General features: G+C 71.4%; 12 protein-coding genes. 5 read left to right on the forward strand and 7 right to left on the reverse strand.

What is annotated here, in order from left to right; all coding sequences use genetic code 11:
- Positions 1–65: 65 nt before the first annotated feature.
- Positions 66–1,574 (reverse strand): 30S ribosomal protein S1, encoded by a 1,509-nt coding sequence (gene rpsA / locus ACI2L3_RS18740; RefSeq protein ID WP_205040278.1) that lies wholly within the window; start codon positions 1,572–1,574, stop codon positions 66–68.
- Between the two features lie 363 nt (positions 1,575–1,937).
- Between rpsA and ACI2L3_RS18745 the strand changes: the two genes are divergently transcribed.
- Positions 1,938–2,759 carry a class I SAM-dependent methyltransferase gene (locus ACI2L3_RS18745; protein WP_404753448.1) on the forward strand — a complete coding sequence of 274 codons (822 nt, stop codon included), beginning with the start codon at positions 1,938–1,940 and terminating at the stop codon, positions 2,757–2,759.
- A gap of 4 nt (positions 2,760–2,763) precedes the next feature.
- Positions 2,764–5,319 carry an ATP-dependent helicase HrpB gene (hrpB, locus tag ACI2L3_RS18750; RefSeq protein ID WP_404753449.1) on the forward strand — a complete coding sequence of 852 codons (2,556 nt, stop codon included), beginning with the start codon at positions 2,764–2,766 and terminating at the stop codon, positions 5,317–5,319.
- Here the strand turns inward: hrpB and ACI2L3_RS18755 are convergent.
- The 5 genes from ACI2L3_RS18755 to polA form a co-directional block, all read right to left on the reverse strand.
- The gene (locus ACI2L3_RS18755) at positions 5,316–6,314 is read right to left on the reverse strand and encodes a DUF3068 domain-containing protein (RefSeq protein WP_404753450.1); all 999 of its coding nucleotides are present in this window, start codon (positions 6,312–6,314) and stop codon (positions 5,316–5,318) included. The two genes, hrpB and ACI2L3_RS18755, sit on opposite strands and share 4 nt — an antisense overlap.
- 15 nt (positions 6,315–6,329) lie before the next feature.
- Positions 6,330–6,464, reverse strand: a complete 135-nt coding sequence (locus tag ACI2L3_RS18760) for an SPW_0924 family protein (RefSeq protein WP_404753451.1) — start codon at positions 6,462–6,464, stop codon at positions 6,330–6,332.
- 146 nt (positions 6,465–6,610) lie between these two features.
- On the reverse strand, positions 6,611–8,374 hold the full coding sequence (locus ACI2L3_RS18765; protein ID WP_404753452.1) for a lytic transglycosylase domain-containing protein: 1,764 nt from the start codon (positions 8,372–8,374) through the stop codon (positions 6,611–6,613).
- A gap of 199 nt (positions 8,375–8,573) precedes the next feature.
- The gene (locus ACI2L3_RS18770; protein ID WP_404753453.1) at positions 8,574–9,371 is read right to left on the reverse strand and encodes a serine hydrolase; all 798 of its coding nucleotides are present in this window, start codon (positions 9,369–9,371) and stop codon (positions 8,574–8,576) included.
- Positions 9,372–10,422: 1,051 nt separating this feature from the next.
- Positions 10,423–13,086, reverse strand: coding sequence for a DNA polymerase I (gene polA / locus ACI2L3_RS18775; RefSeq protein WP_404753691.1), 2,664 nt, complete (start codon positions 13,084–13,086; stop codon positions 10,423–10,425).
- 214 nt (positions 13,087–13,300) lie between these two features.
- Between polA and ACI2L3_RS18780 the strand changes: the two genes are divergently transcribed.
- The 3 genes from ACI2L3_RS18780 to ACI2L3_RS18790 all read left to right on the forward strand — a co-directional run bounded on the left by ACI2L3_RS18780 (position 13,301) and on the right by ACI2L3_RS18790 (position 16,622).
- Positions 13,301–15,580 (forward strand): FdhF/YdeP family oxidoreductase, encoded by a 2,280-nt coding sequence (locus ACI2L3_RS18780; RefSeq protein ID WP_404753454.1) that lies wholly within the window; start codon positions 13,301–13,303, stop codon positions 15,578–15,580.
- Between the two features lie 52 nt (positions 15,581–15,632).
- Entirely contained in the window at positions 15,633–16,124 is a 492-nt protein-coding gene (locus ACI2L3_RS18785) for a PaaI family thioesterase (RefSeq protein ID WP_404753455.1), read from the forward strand.
- A 99-nt stretch (positions 16,125–16,223) separates the two neighbouring features.
- A complete protein-coding gene (locus tag ACI2L3_RS18790) occupies positions 16,224–16,622 on the forward strand; it encodes a hypothetical protein (RefSeq protein ID WP_404753456.1) in 399 nt (132 codons plus the stop codon).
- A 154-nt stretch (positions 16,623–16,776) separates the two neighbouring features.
- Here ACI2L3_RS18790 and ACI2L3_RS18795 read toward each other — a convergent pair whose 3' ends face one another.
- Entirely contained in the window at positions 16,777–16,980 is a 204-nt protein-coding gene (locus ACI2L3_RS18795) for a hypothetical protein (protein WP_404753457.1), read from the reverse strand.
- Positions 16,981–17,377: the final 397 nt, after the last annotated feature.

Raw genomic sequence — 17,377 nt, forward strand, 5'->3', positions numbered from 1 at the left:
CGGGCCCGCACCCCCGAAGGGATGCGGGCCCGCAGTGTTCAGCTACAACCGCCTAGAGGCGAGCCTCAGCTCTGGCCGCCGGCAAGCTTCTCACGCAGCGCGGCAAGCGCCTCGTCCGAAGCCAGCGCGCCGGAGTTGTCGTCCGACTCCGAGGAGTACGAACCGCCGCCGCCACCGGACGCGGCCGGAGCGGCGCCGGCCGGAGCCGCCGCACCCTCGGCCTCGGCCTGGGCGTCGGCCTCGCGCGACTTGATGACCTGAGCCTGGTGCTGCTCGAAGCGCTGCTGCGCCTCGGCGTACTGGGTCTCCCAGGCCTCGCGCTGGGTCTCGTAGCCCTCGAGCCAGTCGTTGGTCTCGGGGTCGAAGCCCTCGGGGTAGATGTAGTTGCCCTGGTCGTCGTAGGACGCGGCCATGCCGTACAGGGTCGGGTCGAACTCGACGGCCGACGGGTCGGCGCCGAAGGACTCGTTGGCCTGCTTCAGCGACAGCGAGATCCGGCGACGCTCGAGGTCGATGTCGATGACCTTGACGAAGATCTCGTCGTTGACCTGGACGACCTGCTCCGGGATCTCCACGTGGCGCTCGGCCAGCTCGGAGATGTGGACCAGGCCCTCGATGCCCTCGTCGACGCGCACGAACGCACCGAACGGAACGAGCTTGGTGACCTTACCGGGAACGACCTGCCCGATCTGGTGCGTGCGGGCGAACTGCTGCCACGGGTCTTCCTGCGTCGCCTTGAGCGACAGGGAGACACGCTCGCGGTCCATGTCCACGTCGAGAACCTCGACGGTGACTTCCTGGCCGACCTCGACAACCTCGGAGGGGTGGTCGATGTGCTTCCAGGAAAGCTCGGAGACGTGGACGAGACCGTCGACGCCACCGAGGTCCACGAACGCACCGAAGTTGACGATCGAGGAAACGACGCCGGAGCGGACCTGGCCCTTCTGCAGGGTCGTGAGGAAGGTCTGGCGGACCTCGCTCTGGGTCTGCTCGAGCCAGGCACGGCGGGACAGGACCACGTTGTTGCGGTTCTTGTCCAGCTCGATGATCTTGGCCTCGAGCTCCTTGCCCACGTAGGGCTGGAGGTCGCGGACGCGGCGCATCTCGACGAGGGAGGCCGGCAGGAAGCCACGGAGGCCGATGTCGAGGATGAGACCACCCTTGACGACCTCGATGACGGTACCGGTGACGATGCCGTCTTCTTCCTTGATCTTCTCGATCGTGCCCCAGGCACGCTCGTACTGAGCGCGCTTCTTGGACAGGATCAGACGGCCTTCCTTGTCCTCCTTCTGGAGAACCAGGGCCTCGATCTCGTCGCCGACCTTGACGACCTCGTTCGGGTCGACGTCGTGCTTGATCGAGAGCTCGCGGCTCGGGATGACGCCTTCGGTCTTGTAACCGATGTCGAGCAGGACCTCGTCCCGGTCGACCTTCACGATGACGCCGTCGACGATGTCGCCGTCGTTGAAATACTTGATCGTCTCGTCGATCGCGGCGAGGAAGGCTTCCTCGTTACCGATGTCGTTGACCGCTACCTGCGGGGTGGTGGCGGTGGTCTCGGTGCTGCTCGTCATGTGGGTTAGGGCTCCGGTACGGACATTGAAGTCGTAGGTACTGCAACGCCGGGAGCCGATTTCGCTCTGCAGAAGCCGGACAGCCTAGGAGGCGCGGCTTCCGGCAAGGGAAGGCGCCTCGACAACCGAGGGGACATACAACAGACGCGAGCGCAGCCTGCTATGTCTGAGGAGCGCAGGCTCGCAGCGCAACTTGTAGCATACGGGGGCAGCCGGACAGGGTCAATGCGCGAAGGCGCACACCCGGGGCGGATCGCCGCATACCCGGCACAAAACCTGTCGCCTCAGGCCACACGGGCCGCACCGCGCCCCTCCGCGCCGAGGAATTCGACGGAATACGCAAAGGCACAGCAGATTACGACGATGGAGCCGATCATCCAAGAGTCCGAGCCGCCCGAGCCCGAGGCCACCAGGCGTGACGCCGACGTCACGGAGAGCAGTCGCGCCAACCGCGGCTGGTGGGACCGGAATGCCGACGAGTACCAGATCGAGCACGGCACGTTCCTCGGGGACGACCGCTTCGTGTGGGGCCCCGAGGGGCTCGACGAGGTGGAGGCGGAGCTCCTCGGTCCGCCCGAGGAGCTCAAGGACAAGGACGTCCTGGAGATCGGCTCCGGTGCCGCGCAGTGCTCGCGCTGGCTGCTCTCGCAGGGCGCGCGCCCGGTGGCCCTCGACCTCTCGCACCGCCAGCTCCAGCACGCGCTGCGGATCGGCGGCGACGTCCCGCTGGTGCAGGCCGACGCGGGAGTGCTGCCCTTCAAGGACGGCTCCTTCGACCTCGTCTGCTCCGCCTACGGCGTGATGCCGTTCGTCGCCGACCCCGTGCAGGTCCTCAAGGAGGTGCGCCGGGTGCTGCGGCCCGGCGGGCGGTTCGTCTTCTCCGCGACCCACCCCATCCGCTGGGCGTTCCCGGACGAGCCGGGTCCGGAGGGCCTCTCCGTAGCGGCCTCCTACTTCGACCGCACTCCTTATGTGGAGCAGGACGACGACGGAAACGCCGTCTACGTGGAGCACCACAGGACCATCGGCGACCGGGTGCGGGACATCGTGGCCGGCGGGTTCCGGCTCGTCGACATCGTCGAGCCGGAGTGGCCCGCCTGGAACACGCAGGAGTGGGGCGGCTGGTCCCCGCTGCGCGGAAACCTGATCCCGGGGACGGCCATCTACGTGTGCGTACGAGACTGAGCGGGTGATCCGTAACCCCGCCGCCCTGGAACTGCCCGTACGTGACGCGCTGCCCGCTCTCTCCGACGCTCTGGAGGGGCCGGGCAGCGCGGTGCTCTGCGCGCCGCCCGGCACGGGCAAGACGACGCTGGTGCCGCTGGCGCTCGCGGGCCTGGTCGACGTGCCGGGCGCCCATGACGGCGTACGCCGTGTCGTCGTCGCCGAGCCGCGCCGCATCGCCGCCCGGGCCGCCGCGCGGCGCATGGCGTGGCTGCTCGGCGAGAAGGTGGGCGACAGCGTCGGCTACACGGTGCGCGGTGAGCGCGTGGTGGGCCCCTCCACGCGCGTGGAGGTCGTGACGACGGGTGTCCTGCTGCAACGGCTGCAGCGCGACCAGGAGCTGGCCGGTGTGGATGTCGTCGTCCTCGACGAGTGTCACGAGCGGCATCTGGACGCGGACACGGTGGCGGCGTTCCTGGTGGACGTGCGGGCTGCGCTGCGGCCCGAGCTGCGTCTGGTGGCGGCGTCCGCGACGACCGACGCGGAGGGCTGGTCCCGGATCCTCGGCGACGCGCCGGTGGTGGAAGCGCGGGGCACCGCGCACCCGGTGGAGATCGTGTGGGCGCCGCCCCCGCGCGCGGTGCGGCCGCCGCACGGGATGCGGGTCGATCCGGCGCTGCTGACCCATGTGGCGTCGGTGGTGCGCAGGGCGCTGGCCGAGCGGGAGGGGGACGTCCTGTGCTTCCTGCCCGGGGTCGGCGAGATCTCACGGGTGGCCGGGCAGCTGACGGGCCTCGGCGGTGTGGAGGTGCTGCAGGTGCACGGGCGAGCCCCGGCCGCGGTGCAGGACGCGGTGCTCGCCGGGTCGGACGGGCGGCGGGTGGTGCTGGCCACGTCGGTGGCGGAGTCGTCGTTGACGGTGCCCGGAGTGCGGGTCGTCGTGGATTCGGGGCTCGCGCGGGAGCCGCGGGTGGACCACGCGCGCGGGCTGAGCGCGCTGGCGACCGTGCGGGCCTCGCAGGCGGCGGGGCGGCAGCGGGCGGGCCGCGCCGGGCGGGAGGCGCCGGGGGCGGTGTACCGGTGCTGGGCGGAGGCGGAGGACGGGCGGCTGCCGCGCTTTCCCGCCCCCGAGATCAAGGTGGCCGACCTGGCGGCGTTCGCGCTGCAGGCGGCGTGCTGGGGCGATCCGGACGCCGCCGGGCTGGCTCTTCTCGATCCGCCGCCGGGCGGTGCGATGGCGGCGGCGCGGGACGTCCTCGTGGCGGTGGGCGCGGTGGACGCGGGGACGGGCCGGGCGACGGAGCGGGGCACGCGGATGTCCCGGGTGGGTCTGCATCCCCGCCTCGCGCGGGCTCTCCTGGACGCGGCGCCGCGGGTCGGCGCGCGCCGGGCGGCGGAGGCGGTGGCGCTGCTGAGCGAGGAGCCGCCCCGTGAGTACGGCGACGACCTCGCGGGTGCCTGGCGTGCGGCGCGGCGCGGGCAGGACGCGTACGGGGCGCGGTGGCGGGCCGAGGCCGGGCGCCTCGCCTCGGCGGCGCCCGGTGGACCCGCCGAGGGCGTCGGCGGCGGGAGCGACGAGTACGTCGCCGGTCTGGTGGCCGCTCTCGCGTTTCCGGAGCGGGTGGCCCGGAGCGTGGGCGGCGGGACGTATCTCATGGCGGGCGGGACCCGGGCCGAGGCGCGGCAGGGGTCCGTGTCGGCCGGGGCGCGGTGGCTCGCCGTGGCCGTGGCCGACCGGCCGGTGGGCGCGGGCCACGCGCGCGTGCTCCTCGCCGCGCCCGTCGACGAGGATGTCGCCCGGAGCGCCGCCGCACCGCTGTACTTCGAGGGCGACGAGGTGGCCTGGAGCGGCGGCGAGCTCGTGGCGCGGCACGTGGAGCGTCTGGGCGCCGTGGAGTTGACGGTGCGGCCCTTGAAGAAGCCCGCCCCGCGGCTGGTGCGGGAGGCGCTCCTGACCGGATTGCGGGAGGAGGGGACCGGGCTGTTGAAGTGGTCGCGGGGCGCGCGGGAGCTGCGGGAGCGGCTCGCGTTCCTGCACCGCCACCTCGGGGCGCCCTGGCCCGACGTATCGGAGGACGCGCTCCACGCGCGCGTGGACGAGTGGCTGGAGCCCGAGCTCTCCCGGGCCCGGCGCCGGGCCGACCTGGCGGGCATCGACGCCGGGCAGGCTCTGGGGCGGCTCCTGCCGTGGGCCACCGGGGAGGCCGGCCGCCTGGACGAGCTCGCTCCGGAGCGGCTCGAGGTGCCGAGCGGGTCCCGGGTCCGGGTCGACTACTTCGACCCCGAGCAGCCGGTGCTCGCCGTCAAGTTGCAGGAGATGTTCGGCCTCGCCGAGACGCCGAGGATCGCGGGCGGCCGCGTACCGGTGCTCGTGCACCTGCTGTCCCCCGCGGGGCGTCCGGCGGCCGTCACCGCCGATCTGGCCTCCTTCTGGCGGACGGGTTACCGCGCGGTCCGCGCCGATCTGCGCGGCCGCTATCCGAAGCACCCGTGGCCGGAGGACCCGGCGACGGCGGAGCCGACCCGGTACACCAAGGCCCGCCAGGCCGGACGCGGCTCCGGCTCCGGCTCCGGCTCCTAGGCCTTCACCGGTTCCGGCTCGGGGTCGTTCTCCGTGGTCGGTGCCGGGTCGCCGGGCCTGCGGCCGCGGGCCTCCAGCCAGAGGGAGAGGGCCAGCAGGAGGATGCCGAGGGTCAGGAAGCCCCAGGGGAGGTACGCGGTCAGCAGGAGGACCAGGACGCGCTGGGACTTGACCAGGTCGACGGTGTCCTTGATGTAGTCCTCGCGCATCTTCACGTGTCCGGAGAAGACGGTGACCTTGTCGCGGTCGCCCAGGAGCGTGCCGCCGCGCAGTTCGTTGTTCTGGATCTCCTCTCCGTAGACAGGTGCTCCGGTGGTCGGCTCGACCCAGAACTTGCGGACGGTGGTGTACCAGCGGGTGGTGCCGGTCTTGGCGAGGGACTCCGGAGTGATGCCCTTGACGGGCATCGTCTTGGGGAAGGGCACCTTGGTCCAGGGGATGGTCTGCTCGAAGTAGTAGACCTTCAGGCCGCGGAAGTCCTGGGTGCCCTTGTAGTGGATGGGCCTCGTGATGCGGGCCTGCGCGTCGAAGTACTCGTAGTCCCGCTTCTCGGTGAGGAAGGGCCACTTGAACTCGAGGCCCTCGCGCTTGACCGGGTCCCCGTCGACCGCCTCGCCCGTGGCGTGCACGGGTTCCTGGCTGTGCGCGTCGAAAATGTAGCGCTCGGGGATCTTGGAGACCATCTTGCCCTTGTCGTCCTCCACGTAGGAGAGGGTGTCCCAGACGACGACATCGCGGTCGGCGCTCTTCTCGATCTTCTCGGAGGCCTCCACGTTGCCCTTGAGCGTCTGCACGATGGTGACCTTGTCGATCTTCTTGGCCTTCATGGAGCCGTAGTCGATGAGGGTCGGGTCATCCGCCTCCAGGACCATCTCCTGGTACTGGCTCGGCGGGATCTTCGCGAGCCGCGGGAAGGCGTACCAGCGCATGAGCGGGGACATGGCCGTGAAGAACACGGCGAAGGCGAGCAGGACGAGGCTGGCCTTGCGGCGCATCGCTGCGGCCCTCCCTTATGGGTGCTCGGGGACGGTGGTGAGGAGCGGCTCGGGGGACGTCTCGCCGGACGGGGAGCCGATCGCCGTGATCGTCAGGACCAGGGCGAGCGCGACGGCGAGGCCGGTGGCGGCGGCGATGAGGGCGCGCATGCGGGGCCTCCGATTCGGCTTGCGGCCGGAACTGACAGGACGTCAGGGCGGGCACCGTAGCAACGGACGGGCGAGATGAGAACACGTTGCACAAACACCGACCGCCCCTCCGCCGTGGGTGGCGGAGGGGCGGTCGGGACGTGCGGTCAGCGGCGCTCGGTGCCGGTCGACGCGCTCGGGGTGGTGCTCGGAGTGGTGCTCGGCGACTCCGACGGCGTCGGGGTCGTGTCCGGCTCCGCAGCGTTCACCTTCAGCTCGACGGTGAGGGTGCCGCCGCCCTCCGTGACGATGCGCAGCAGATACGTGCCCGCCGCGTCGTCCGCGTACATCCTCGGGAGCTTCAGCAGGCCGTTCGCGTCGGTCTTCAGGCCCTGGAGCGTGCGGACCGGCTTGCCGTCCGCGCCCTTGAAGTAGGGGCCCTTGTCGTTGGCCGTCGCGTCCGACGCCGACTTGATCATCGTGGCGGTGGCCGCGACGCCGTCGGCCGCATCGCCCTTGTACGTCGCCTTGACCTCGACCCGGTCGGCGAACTCCTTGCCCGCCTCGCAGACCAGCGCCTTGTCGCTGGTCCTGGCGAGCGCGTCGGCCCGGCGCGCGGTGACCTCGGCGTCGAAGTCGATGCCCGGCAGCGTGCGGCCCACGACCGTGGCCCGCACGGTGAAGTCGCCGGTCTTCTGGCCCGCTTCGAGCACCGGGGCGGTGGCCTTGCCCCAGGTGCTCGTGGTGACGGTGACGCTCCGCGCGCCGCCCTCGAAGCGGGCATCCGTGTCACCGCTGACGGTGAACTTCACCTTTGCCTTGGGCACGTACGCGCCCGACTTGGTCAGCGCGCGCACCGCCACACGCTCGGTGAAGGCGTCACCCGTCCGCGCGACGAGGTCGCCCGTGCCGGCGTTCGCCAGGGAGCCGACGCGCTCGGACGGCGACGGGGGGGTCGGCTTGTCGCCGCCACCGTCCGGCGGCTTGGGCTTGCCACCGTTGTTGCCGCCGTTGTTGCCGGGGTTGTCGCCGGGCTTGTCCTTGCCGGGTCCCGGCTTCGGGTTGGGCTTGTACGAGGGCGGAGCCGGCGTCCTCAGGCTCGGCACGATGCCCGGGACGCGGCTGTCGCTGCGCTCGTCGGGCAGCACGCCCTGGCCGTCGGGTACCTCGTGGGTGCCCTTGCGGTAGAACTCCAGCCACGACAGGACCGTGTTCAGGTACTCCGTCGAGCGGTTGTAGCTCAGGATCGCCTTGTGCAGGTCCTCCTCGACGGACAGGTCACGGCCGTTCGCGCACAGGTAGTGGCCCGCGGCGAGCGCCGCGTCGTAGATGTTGTTGGGGTCCTTCTTGCCGTCGTCGTTGCCGTCGCGGCCCGAGGTGGCCCACGTCGACGGGATGAACTGCATCGGGCCAACCGCGCGGTCGTGCGCCAGGTCACCGTCGTACGCGCCCTTGTCGGTGTCGGTGATCTTCGCGAAGCCGTTGCCGTTCAGGGGCGGGCCGAGGATCGGCTCGCGCGTCGTGCCGTTCGCGTCGACACGGCCGCCGCTCGCGTGGCCCGACTCGACCTTGCCGATCGCGGCGAGCAGCTGCCAGGGCAGGTTGCAGCCGGGCTTGTCGGTGTTGAGCGCGGTCTCGGCCTTCTTGTACGCGTCCAGGACCGTGGCCGGCACGCCCGCCTGGGCCTTCTTGTCACCGTCTTTCGGCGGGACCGGGCTCTTCAGGTCCGGCAGTTCGGTGTAGTACGGGGAGTCACCGGTCGCGGAGTCGCCGGACGGCGGCGGGGTGTCCGAAGCGCCCGCGGCCTGCCCGTCACGCGGTACGTCCGTCACGCCCGGGGCCTGCGACGCGGCGAGGGCCGCCACCGCCGCCGCGGCCACCGCGGCGGTCATCGTTCCTCTGCGCAGCCGCCTGCCGAATACCGGCGCCATGACCGAGCCACCCCTCCCCTTTTGACGACTGTTGCGCGCCGCCCCCACCTCGTTGGCGCTGTCCTGCATGGACACGCCTACCTTCGCACGCGCGTACTCCCGGTGGGTCGACTCAGGCGACACTACGACAACTTCGCGTGCCCAGGCACCCGTTCGTGCCCGGTTTTTACCAGTTGGCCAAGTGGCCGCGACAGGTCTGTTACGCGGTGGGGTCCTGGCCCTCTTCCTCCGCGGGCGCCGACCCGTCCGGGACCTCGCTGATCTCGCTCTCGGGGGTCAGCCCCTGGCCGATGCCGCGGCCCTTGTTGAGGCCGCGGTGCACGGCCTGCGCGATGCGCTCGATGGTGCGTACGCCGTACGCCATCGTCGGGTTGTCGTGCGAGAGGACGACGATGCGGTAGGTGCGGTCGCCGCCGGTGAACACGCCGACGCTGTGCACCCGCCAGCCGTGCGTGGCCCGCGGCAGCCAGCCGTTCTTGAGGTGGGCGCGGACGCCGAGCGGCATCCCCGCGGGCACCCCCCAGCGCTGGTCGTGCCGCACCTCGGCCATCTGCCGCAGCCCGTACGCCCGCGAGCCCGGCGTGAGAATGTCGCGGGCCCCCGTCAACACGTCCAGCAGCCGCGACTGGTCGGCGGCGGTGGTGCCGGTCAGGCCCCAACGGCCGTACGAACCGAGGGTGGTGGCCGTGGTGCCGACGCGGCGCAGGAAGCGGGAGAGGTAGGAGTACCCGAGGTCGTTCCAGAGCCGTTGTGCCGCGTCGTTGTCCGAAACGGTGATCATGGGGCGGATCCTTCGGCGCTCCCAGCCGGTGAGGTCCCGGCGCCACTCCTGGGCGCGGCGCAGGGCCGCCTCCATCATCAGGAGCTTGGAGACGCTCGCCGCGTCGTAACGGCGCTGGCTCGCCAGCTCGCAGACGAGGCCGGTGCGGGTGTCGTGCACAGATACGGAGACCGTGCCGGCCCGGGACGACAAAGCCGCCCTGATGTCCTTCGACATCCGGGCGGCGAGAGTACGGTCACGGCCTGCCGTGCAGAGGGCTGCGCCCTGCAGGTCACTGGCTTCTGCGGCGGTTGCCGGTATGGGGACCAGGAGGGCCGTGGTGAGCGCCGCGGCGACAGCCGTCCGGCACTTTCGCAGGTGAGAAACCATGCGCTCATCCTGACCCTGCCCTTCGCAGGGGGGCGCTCTGCCGGGGGCCACGCGAGTGAGGGGCCGCTGCGCTGGGCTTGGGCGGGGTCCACTGCGTGGGGCGGCGCCGGTGCGCTGGGCTTGGGCGGGGTGCGCGTCGTCTGTGTCTGCGGGTGCGTCGTGGCTGGTCGCGCAGTTCCCCGCGCCCCTGGGGGGTGACGCGCTCGCTTTTGCCTGCGGGTGCGTTGTGGCTCGTCGCGCAGTTCCCCGCCCGCCTGGGGGGGTGACGCGCTCGCCTTTGCCTGCGGGTGCGTTGTGGTTGCTCGCGCAGTTCCCCGCGCCCCTAAAGACGGGCCCGGCGTCCCTGGGAGGGCGGGGCAGGGCGCGAGGTGGGGCAGGGGCGCAGGGTGGTCAGGGGCGCGAGGTGGGTCAGAGGCGTGGGGTGGGTCAGGGGCGCGAGGGGGTCAGAGGCGTGGGGTGGGTCAGGGGCGCGAGGGGGTCAGAGGCGAGGGGTGGGTCAGGGGCGCGAGGTGGGCCAGGGGCGCGAGGTGGGCCAGGGGCGAGGGGGGGGGCAGAGGCGCGGGTGGGTTAGGGGCGCGGGGAACTGCGCGATCAGCCACAGCGGGCCCGCACACACAAACAGGCAGACCCGGCCACCCCCCAGGGGCGCGGGGAACTGCGCGGCCAGCCACCGCGGGCCCGCACACACAAACAGGCAGACCCGGCCACCCCCAGGGGCGCGGGGAACTGCGCGACCGGCCACCGCGGGCCCGCACACACGAACCCGCAGGCCCGGGCCCCCAGGGGTGCGGGGAACTGCGCGAGCAGATGCCGCGGAGCCGCAGGCGTATGCCGGGAAGCCCGGCACCCAGCCCGTTCCCCGCCCGGGAGGGCAGTCCCGCCTCCCCGCCCGGAAGGGCTAGTGCGCCGCGGACTCCCAGTCCGGCCCCACCCCCACCGACACATCCAGCGGCGCCCGCAGGGCCACCGCTCCGGCCATTTCCCTGCGGACCAGCTCCTCCACGCGGTCGCGCTCGCCGGGAGCGATCTCCAGGACGATTTCGTCGTGGACCTGCAGCAGCATGCGGGAGTCGAGCTTCGCCGCGGTCAGCGCCCCGTGCACGTTCAGCATGGCGATCTTGACGATGTCCGCGGCCGTGCCCTGGATCGGCGCGTTCAGAGCCATCCGCTCGGCCATCTCGCGGCGCTGGCGGTTGTCGCTGTTGAGGTCGGGGAGGTAGCGCCGGCGGCCGAGCATCGTCTCCGTGTAGCCCGTGGCGCGGGCCTCGTCGACCGCGCGGCGCAGGTAGTCACGTACACCGCCGAAACGTTCGAAGTACGTGTCCATCAGCGCACGCGCCTCGCCCGCGTCGATGTTCAGCTGCTGGGAGAGGCCGAACGCGGACAGCCCGTACGCCAAGCCGTACGACATCGCCTTGATCTTGCGCCGCATCTCCGCGTCGACGGCGGAACCGTCGACGTTGAACACCTGGGAGGCGACCGTCGTGTGCAGGTCCTCGCCGGACGTGAACGCCTCCAAGAGGCCCTCGTCCTCGGAGAGGTGCGCCATCACGCGCAGTTCGATCTGGCTGTAGTCCGCGGTCATGAGGGACTCGAAGCCCTCCCCGACGACGAAGCCGCGGCGGATGGCCCGGCCCTCGTCCGTACGGACCGGGATGTTCTGCAGGTTCGGGTCCGTGGAGGAGAGCCGGCCCGTCGCCGCCACCGTCTGGTTGAACGTGGTGTGGATGCGGCCGTCCGTGGCGATCGCCTTGATCAGGCCCTCGACGGTGACGCGCAGCTTCGCCTGCTCGCGGTGGCGGAGCATGATGACCGGCAGCTCGTTCTCCGTCTGGGCGGCGAGCCAGGCCAACGCGTCCGCGTCCGTGGTGTACCCGGTCTTCGTCTTCTTCGTCTTGGGGAGGTTCAGCTCGCCGAAGAGGACTTCCTGGAGCTGCTTGGGCGAGCCCAGGTTGAACTCGTGGCCGGCCGCCGCGTGCGCCTCCTTCACGGCCTGCTGCACCGCGCCCGCGAACTGCTGCTCCATCGACTCCAGGTGCGCGCGGTCCGCCGCGATGCCGTGCCGCTCCAGGCGGGCGAGCAGCGCGGAGGTGGGCAGCTCGATGTCGGCCAGCAGGTCGCTCGCGCCGACCTCCGTCAGCTTCTCGCCGAAGGCCGTGCCCAGGTCCAGGATGGTGCGGGCCTGCGACATGAGGGAGTCGGCCTCGGCCCGCTCGTCCTCCTCCGTACCGAAGGCGAGCTGCCCGTCGGCCGCGGAGGCGGGCGCCAGCTCACGCCCCAGGTACTCCAGGGACAGCGCGTCCAGCGCGAAGGAGCGGCGGCCCGGCTTCACGAGGTACGCGGCGAGGGCCGTGTCCATGGTGACGCCGTCCACCGTCCAGCCGTGCTCCGGGAAGACCCGCATCGCGCCCTTGGCGTTGTGCAGGACCTTCGGCTTGGCGGGGTCGGAGATCCAGGCCGCGAAGGCGTTCTCGTCGGCCTCGTCCAGGGTCGCCGGGTCGAACCAGGCGGCCGCCCCGCCCGCCGCGGCGAGCGCCACCTCGGTGACCGTGCCCGTGCCCAGCTGCCAGGTGTCGACCGTGGCCACACCCAGGATCGCGTTGCCGTGCTCGGCCAGCCACGGCGCCAGCTCGCCCGCGCCGAGGACCACGCCGTCCAGCTCCACTCCGGGCTCGGCCGGGGTCTGCTCGGCCTCCTCCGCGCCCGGGTCCACGGCGAGGAGCCGCTCCCGCAGCGAGGGGTTACGGATCTCCAGGGTGTCCAGGACCATCGCCAGCGCCGTACGGTCGTACGCCGCGCGCTCCAAGTCCGCGACGGCCTTGGGGAGTTCGACGTCGCGGACCATCTCGGTCAGGCGGCGGTTGAGCTTGACCGCCTCCAGGTGATCGCGGAAGTTCTGCCCCGCCTTGCCCTTGACCTCCTCGGCGCGCTCGACGAGCTCGGCGAACGAACCGAACTGGTTGATCCACTTCGCGGCCGTCTTCTCACCCACACCGGGGATACCGGGCAGGTTGTCCGACGGGTCGCCGCGCAGCGCCGCGAAGTCCGGGTACTGGCTGGGCGTGAGCCCGTACTTCTCGAAGACCTTCTCCGGAGTGAAGCGCGTCAGCTCCGAGACGCCCTTCGTCGGATACAGCACCGTCACGTGGTCGGTGATCAGCTGGAAGGAGTCACGGTCACCCGTGACGATCAGCACTTCGAAGCCGGCCGCCTCCGCCTGCGTGGCCAGCGTGGCGATCACGTCGTCCGCCTCGAAGCCGTCCACCGCGAACCGCACCGCGCGCATCGCGTCGAGCATCTCGCCGATCAGCTCGACCTGACCCTTGAACTCGTCCGGGGTCTTGGAGCGATTCGCCTTGTACTCGGAGAACTCCTCGGAGCGCCACGTCTTGCGCGACACGTCGAACGCCACCGCGAAGTGCGTGGGCGCCTCGTCGCGCAGCGTGTTCGCCAGCATCGACGCGAAGCCGTAGATCGCGTTCGTCGGCTGGCCCGTCGCGGTCGTGAAATTCTCCGCGGGCAGCGCGAAGAACGCCCGGTACGCCAGGGAGTGCCCGTCCATGAGGAGCAGGCGCGGCCGCTGCTCACCGCCCGCCTTCTGGGCCTTCGTCGCCGCGGTCTCGGACTTCTTCTTCGATGCTGTTTCTGCCACGTCCCCGATCCTGCCACGCCCCACTGACACTCCCGCCCTCCACCGCCCCGGACCCCGGCACTGTCACCGTCGCGTGGGAGGATCGGAGACATAGCTCACGCACGTGCTCGAAGGGGAGCCGACCATGGCAAGCAAGCCGCCCAAGGGCGATCCGGTCCAGGACGCGCCGCAGGTCGCCGAGGCCCAGCACGCCGCCGCGGGGCTGCCCGCCATCGGTCACACCCTGCGCGTGGCACAGCAGCAGATGGGCGTGCGCCGCACGGCCCTCACCCTGCTCCGCGTCAATCAGAAGGACGGCTTCGACTGCCCCGGCTGCGCCTGGCCCGAGCCGGACCACCGCCACAAGGCGGAGTTCTGTGAGAACGGCGCGAAGGCGGTCGCCGAAGAAGCCACCCTGCGCCGCGTCACCCCCGACTTCTTCGCCGCGCACCCCGTCGCGGACCTCGCCACCCGCAGTGGGTACTGGCTGGGACAGCAGGGCCGCATCACCCACCCCATGTACCTGGCGGAGGGCGCCGAGCGGTACGAGCCGGTCTCCTGGGAGCGGGCCTTCGACATCATCGCCGAGGAGATCGCGGCCCTCGACTCCCCCGACGAGTCCGTCTTCTACACCTCCGGCCGCACCAGCAACGAAGCGGCGTTCCTGTACCAGCTGTTCGCCCGCGAGCTCGGCACGAACAACCTCCCCGACTGCTCGAACATGTGCCACGAGTCGTCCGGCTCCGCGCTCACCGAGACGATCGGCGTCGGCAAGGGCAGCGTCCTCCTGGAGGACCTCCACAAGTCGGACCTGATCATCGTCGCCGGGCAGAACCCGGGCACGAACCACCCGCGCATGCTCTCCGCCCTGGAAGAGGCCAAGAACAACGGCGCGAAGATCATCACGGTCAATCCGCTGCCCGAGGCCGGCCTGGAGCGCTTCAAGAACCCGCAGACCGCGCAGGGCATGCTCAAGGGCACCGCCCTCACCGACCTCTTCCTGCAGATCCGCCTCGGCGGCGACCAGGCCCTCTTCCGCCTCCTCAACAAGCTCATCCTGGAGACCGAGGGAGCCGTCGACGAGGACTTCGTCCGCGAACACACCCACGGCTACGAAGAGTTCGTCCGGGCCGCACGTGACGCCGACTGGGACGAGACGCTGGCGGCCACCGGCCTGACCCGCGACCGCATCGAGGAAGCACTGCGCATGGTCCTCGCCTCGAAGCGCACCGTCGTCTGCTGGGCGATGGGCCTCACCCAGCACAAGCACGCCGTCCCCACCATCCGCGAAGTCGTCAACTTCCTGCTGCTGCGCGGCAACATCGGCCGCCCCGGCGCGGGCGTCTGCCCCGTCCGCGGCCACTCGAACGTGCAGGGCGACCGCACGATGGGCATCTTCGAACGCCCCGCGCCCGCCTTCCTCGACGCCCTGGAGAAGGAGTTCGGCTTCGCGCCGCCCCGCCACCACGGCCTGGACGTCGTCCGCGCCATCAAGGCCCTGCGCGACGGCGACGCGAAGGTGTTCTTCGCGATGGGCGGCAACTTCGTCGCGGCCTCCCCCGACACCGACGTCACGGAGGCGGCGATGCGCAAGGCACGCCTCACCGTCCACGTCTCGACGAAGCTCAACCGCTCGCACGCCGTCACGGGCGCCCGCGCCCTGATCCTGCCCACCCTGGGCCGCACCGAGCGCGACCGCCAGGACAGCGGCGAGCAGTTCGTCACCGTCGAGGACTCCATGGGCATGGTGCACGCCTCCCGCGGCCGCCTGGAACCCGCGAGCAAGCAGCTCCTCTCCGAACCCGCCATCGTCTGCCGCCTCGCCCGCCGCGTCCTCGGCAGCGCCTCCCGCACGCCCTGGGAGGAGTTCGAGAAGGACTACGCCACCGTGCGCGACCGCATCGCGCGCGTGGTCCCCGGCTTCGAGGACTTCAACGCCAAGGTGGCACGCCCCGGCGGCTTCACCCTGCCGCACGCCCCGCGCGACGAGCGCCGCTTCCCCACGGCCACCGGCAAGGCCAACTTCACGGCGGCACCCGTCGAGTACCCCGCCGTCCCGAAGGGACGGCTGCTGCTGCAGACGCTGCGCTCGCACGACCAGTACAACACCACGATCTACGGCCTCGACGACCGCTACCGCGGCATCAAGAACGGCCGCCGCGTCGTCCTCGTCCACCCCGACGACGCCACGGAGCTCGGCCTCGCCGACGGGACGTACGCCGACCTCGTCAGCGAGTGGCGGGACGGCGTGGAGCGCCGCGCGCCGGGCTTCCGCGTCGTGCACTACCCGACGGCCCGCGGCTGCGCCGCCGCGTACTACCCCGAGACCAACGTCCTGGTGCCGCTGGAGGCCACCGCGGACACCAGCAACACCCCTGCCAGCAAGTCCGTCGTCGTACGCCTGGAACAATCGGCGATCGACTGAGCGTTTGCTCAGCGACAGGTGACGAGTGTGACGACGAACGGAGCCGGGCCCCATGGGTGAGCAGCACAACGTGAAGTTCCCGCAGGAGGTCATCGACGAGTACGCCTCGCTCGGGGTCGATCTGCCGTCCCTGTTCTCCGCGGGGCACCTCGGCACCCGCATGGGCGTGCAGGTCCTGGAGGCCTCCGCGGAGCGCGTCGTCGGCACCATGCCGGTCGAGGGCAACACCCAGCCGTACGGCCTGCTGCACGGCGGCGCCTCCGCCGTCCTCGCGGAGACCCTCGGCTCGGTCGGCGCGATGCTGCACGGCGGCGTGCACAAGCTCGCCGTCGGCGTCGACCTGAACTGCACACACCACCGCGGCGCCCGCTCCGGCCTGGTCACGGGAGTGGCGACGCCCGTGCACCGGGGCCGCTCCACGGCCACGTACGAGATCGTCATCAGCGACGAGCAGGGCAAGCGGGTGTGCAGCGCGCGCCTGACGTGCATGCTGCGGGACGCAGGACCGGCCGCCGCGAGCGGCTCCGCGGGCGCGGCGGGCTGACTCAGGAGGGCCCGGCAAGCTGGGCGGGCGGGAGCGGGTGCGCGCACCTTCGGGGCGCGCACCCTGTCGGAGCGGGAGACTCCGGTCTAGCGTCGGCGCATGAGGCACCGGATATCGCTCTGTGCGCTCGCCCTCGCCGTCCTCCTCGCTGTCCTCCTCGCCGCCGGGTGCGGAAGCTCCGGCGGCGACGGATCCGACGGCTCCGACCGCTCCGGCGGCTCCCCCCGCACCACATCCCCCGCCGACCTGTGCACCACGATCATCACCAAGTGGGCGCGGCAGATCTACGACTCGGGCGACACGACCTACGGCGACTACCAGTCGATGGGCCTGTCGAACGGGCAGTACATGATCCTGCGCGACATCCTGGACGCCGCACGCACCGAACGCAGACGTGAATCGGCCGCCACGGGGCGGGAATTGATCGCCCGTCAGGCCCGCGAGCGGTGCGCGGAGCGCCACCGCGACGGCGGGCCGAGCGGCGGGCCGTGGACGTGAACGCCATCGGCCCCGTCGAGCCGGGCGAGGACACCTACGACCACGCGTCCACCCCGCCGCGCCCGGTCCGGCGGGACCCGCGCCGGCTCCGCCACCGCCGCACCGTACTCGCCGCCGCGGCGGCCGCGATCACCGGCGCCGCCGGACTCACCCTCTACCTCACCCGCCCGGAACCACCGCCCGCGCCGCCCCCGCCCTGGCCGTCGCAGAGCGTGTCGGTGACGTACACCGGGGAGATGTCGCGCCCCCGCGCCGGGGACCGGAACTTCACTTTCGCCGTCACCTTCACCCAGGAGTCCGGGCCACCGGCGACCGTCCGCAGGGTCGGCCAGCCGTCCGCAGCCCTTTCGGTCAGCACCTCCCCACCCACCCCTTTCGAGGTCAAAACGGGATCACCCCGGAAGTCGATCATCAGGATGCACATTCGCGAATGTGGCGAAGTACCACGGAACGCCGGACTCCCTTTCCTGAAAGTAACGCTGCGTAATACGCGCGCAATCCAGCGGCAGAGTTACATCCTCGGTCCGGAATACGCGAATGATCTTTCCGCCGCCCTCGCGGCCGCATGCCCACGAACACCGCTGTCATGAGTAAAACAGCGCTACAGTCCTGCCCGGTTGTGCTGGAGATTCTCAGCATGCGGATACGTCGAGATCCACCGAACAAGGCCATATTCAGCCCCAACCGCCCCCCGTGTTCCAGCCCGGAATACTCCGTGGCATAACAAGAGAGTCACAGCCTTGGTCCGACCACTC

The organism is Streptomyces sp. NPDC029674 (assembly GCF_044903205.1).
GTDB lineage: Bacteria > Actinomycetota > Actinomycetes > Streptomycetales > Streptomycetaceae > Streptomyces.

Excerpts from the sequence above, each read along its gene's own strand:
- rpsA (WP_205040278.1), bottom strand. The coding sequence starts at position 1,574 with ATGACGAGCAGCACCGAGACCACCGCCACCACCCCGCAGGTAGCGGTC.
- ACI2L3_RS18745 (WP_404753448.1), top strand. The coding sequence starts at position 1,938 with ATGGAGCCGATCATCCAAGAGTCCGAGCCGCCCGAGCCCGAGGCCACC.
- ACI2L3_RS18755 (WP_404753450.1), bottom strand. The coding sequence starts at position 6,314 with ATGCGCCGCAAGGCCAGCCTCGTCCTGCTCGCCTTCGCCGTGTTCTTC.
- ACI2L3_RS18760 (WP_404753451.1), bottom strand. The coding sequence starts at position 6,464 with ATGCGCGCCCTCATCGCCGCCGCCACCGGCCTCGCCGTCGCGCTCGCC.
- ACI2L3_RS18765 (WP_404753452.1), bottom strand. The coding sequence starts at position 8,374 with ATGGCGCCGGTATTCGGCAGGCGGCTGCGCAGAGGAACGATGACCGCC.
- ACI2L3_RS18770 (WP_404753453.1), bottom strand. The coding sequence starts at position 9,371 with ATGTCGAAGGACATCAGGGCGGCTTTGTCGTCCCGGGCCGGCACGGTC.
- polA (WP_404753691.1), bottom strand. The coding sequence starts at position 13,086 with ATGGACGGGCACTCCCTGGCGTACCGGGCGTTCTTCGCGCTGCCCGCG.
- ACI2L3_RS18780 (WP_404753454.1), top strand. The coding sequence starts at position 13,301 with ATGGCAAGCAAGCCGCCCAAGGGCGATCCGGTCCAGGACGCGCCGCAG.
- ACI2L3_RS18785 (WP_404753455.1), top strand. The coding sequence starts at position 15,633 with ATGGGTGAGCAGCACAACGTGAAGTTCCCGCAGGAGGTCATCGACGAG.
- ACI2L3_RS18790 (WP_404753456.1), top strand. The coding sequence starts at position 16,224 with ATGAGGCACCGGATATCGCTCTGTGCGCTCGCCCTCGCCGTCCTCCTC.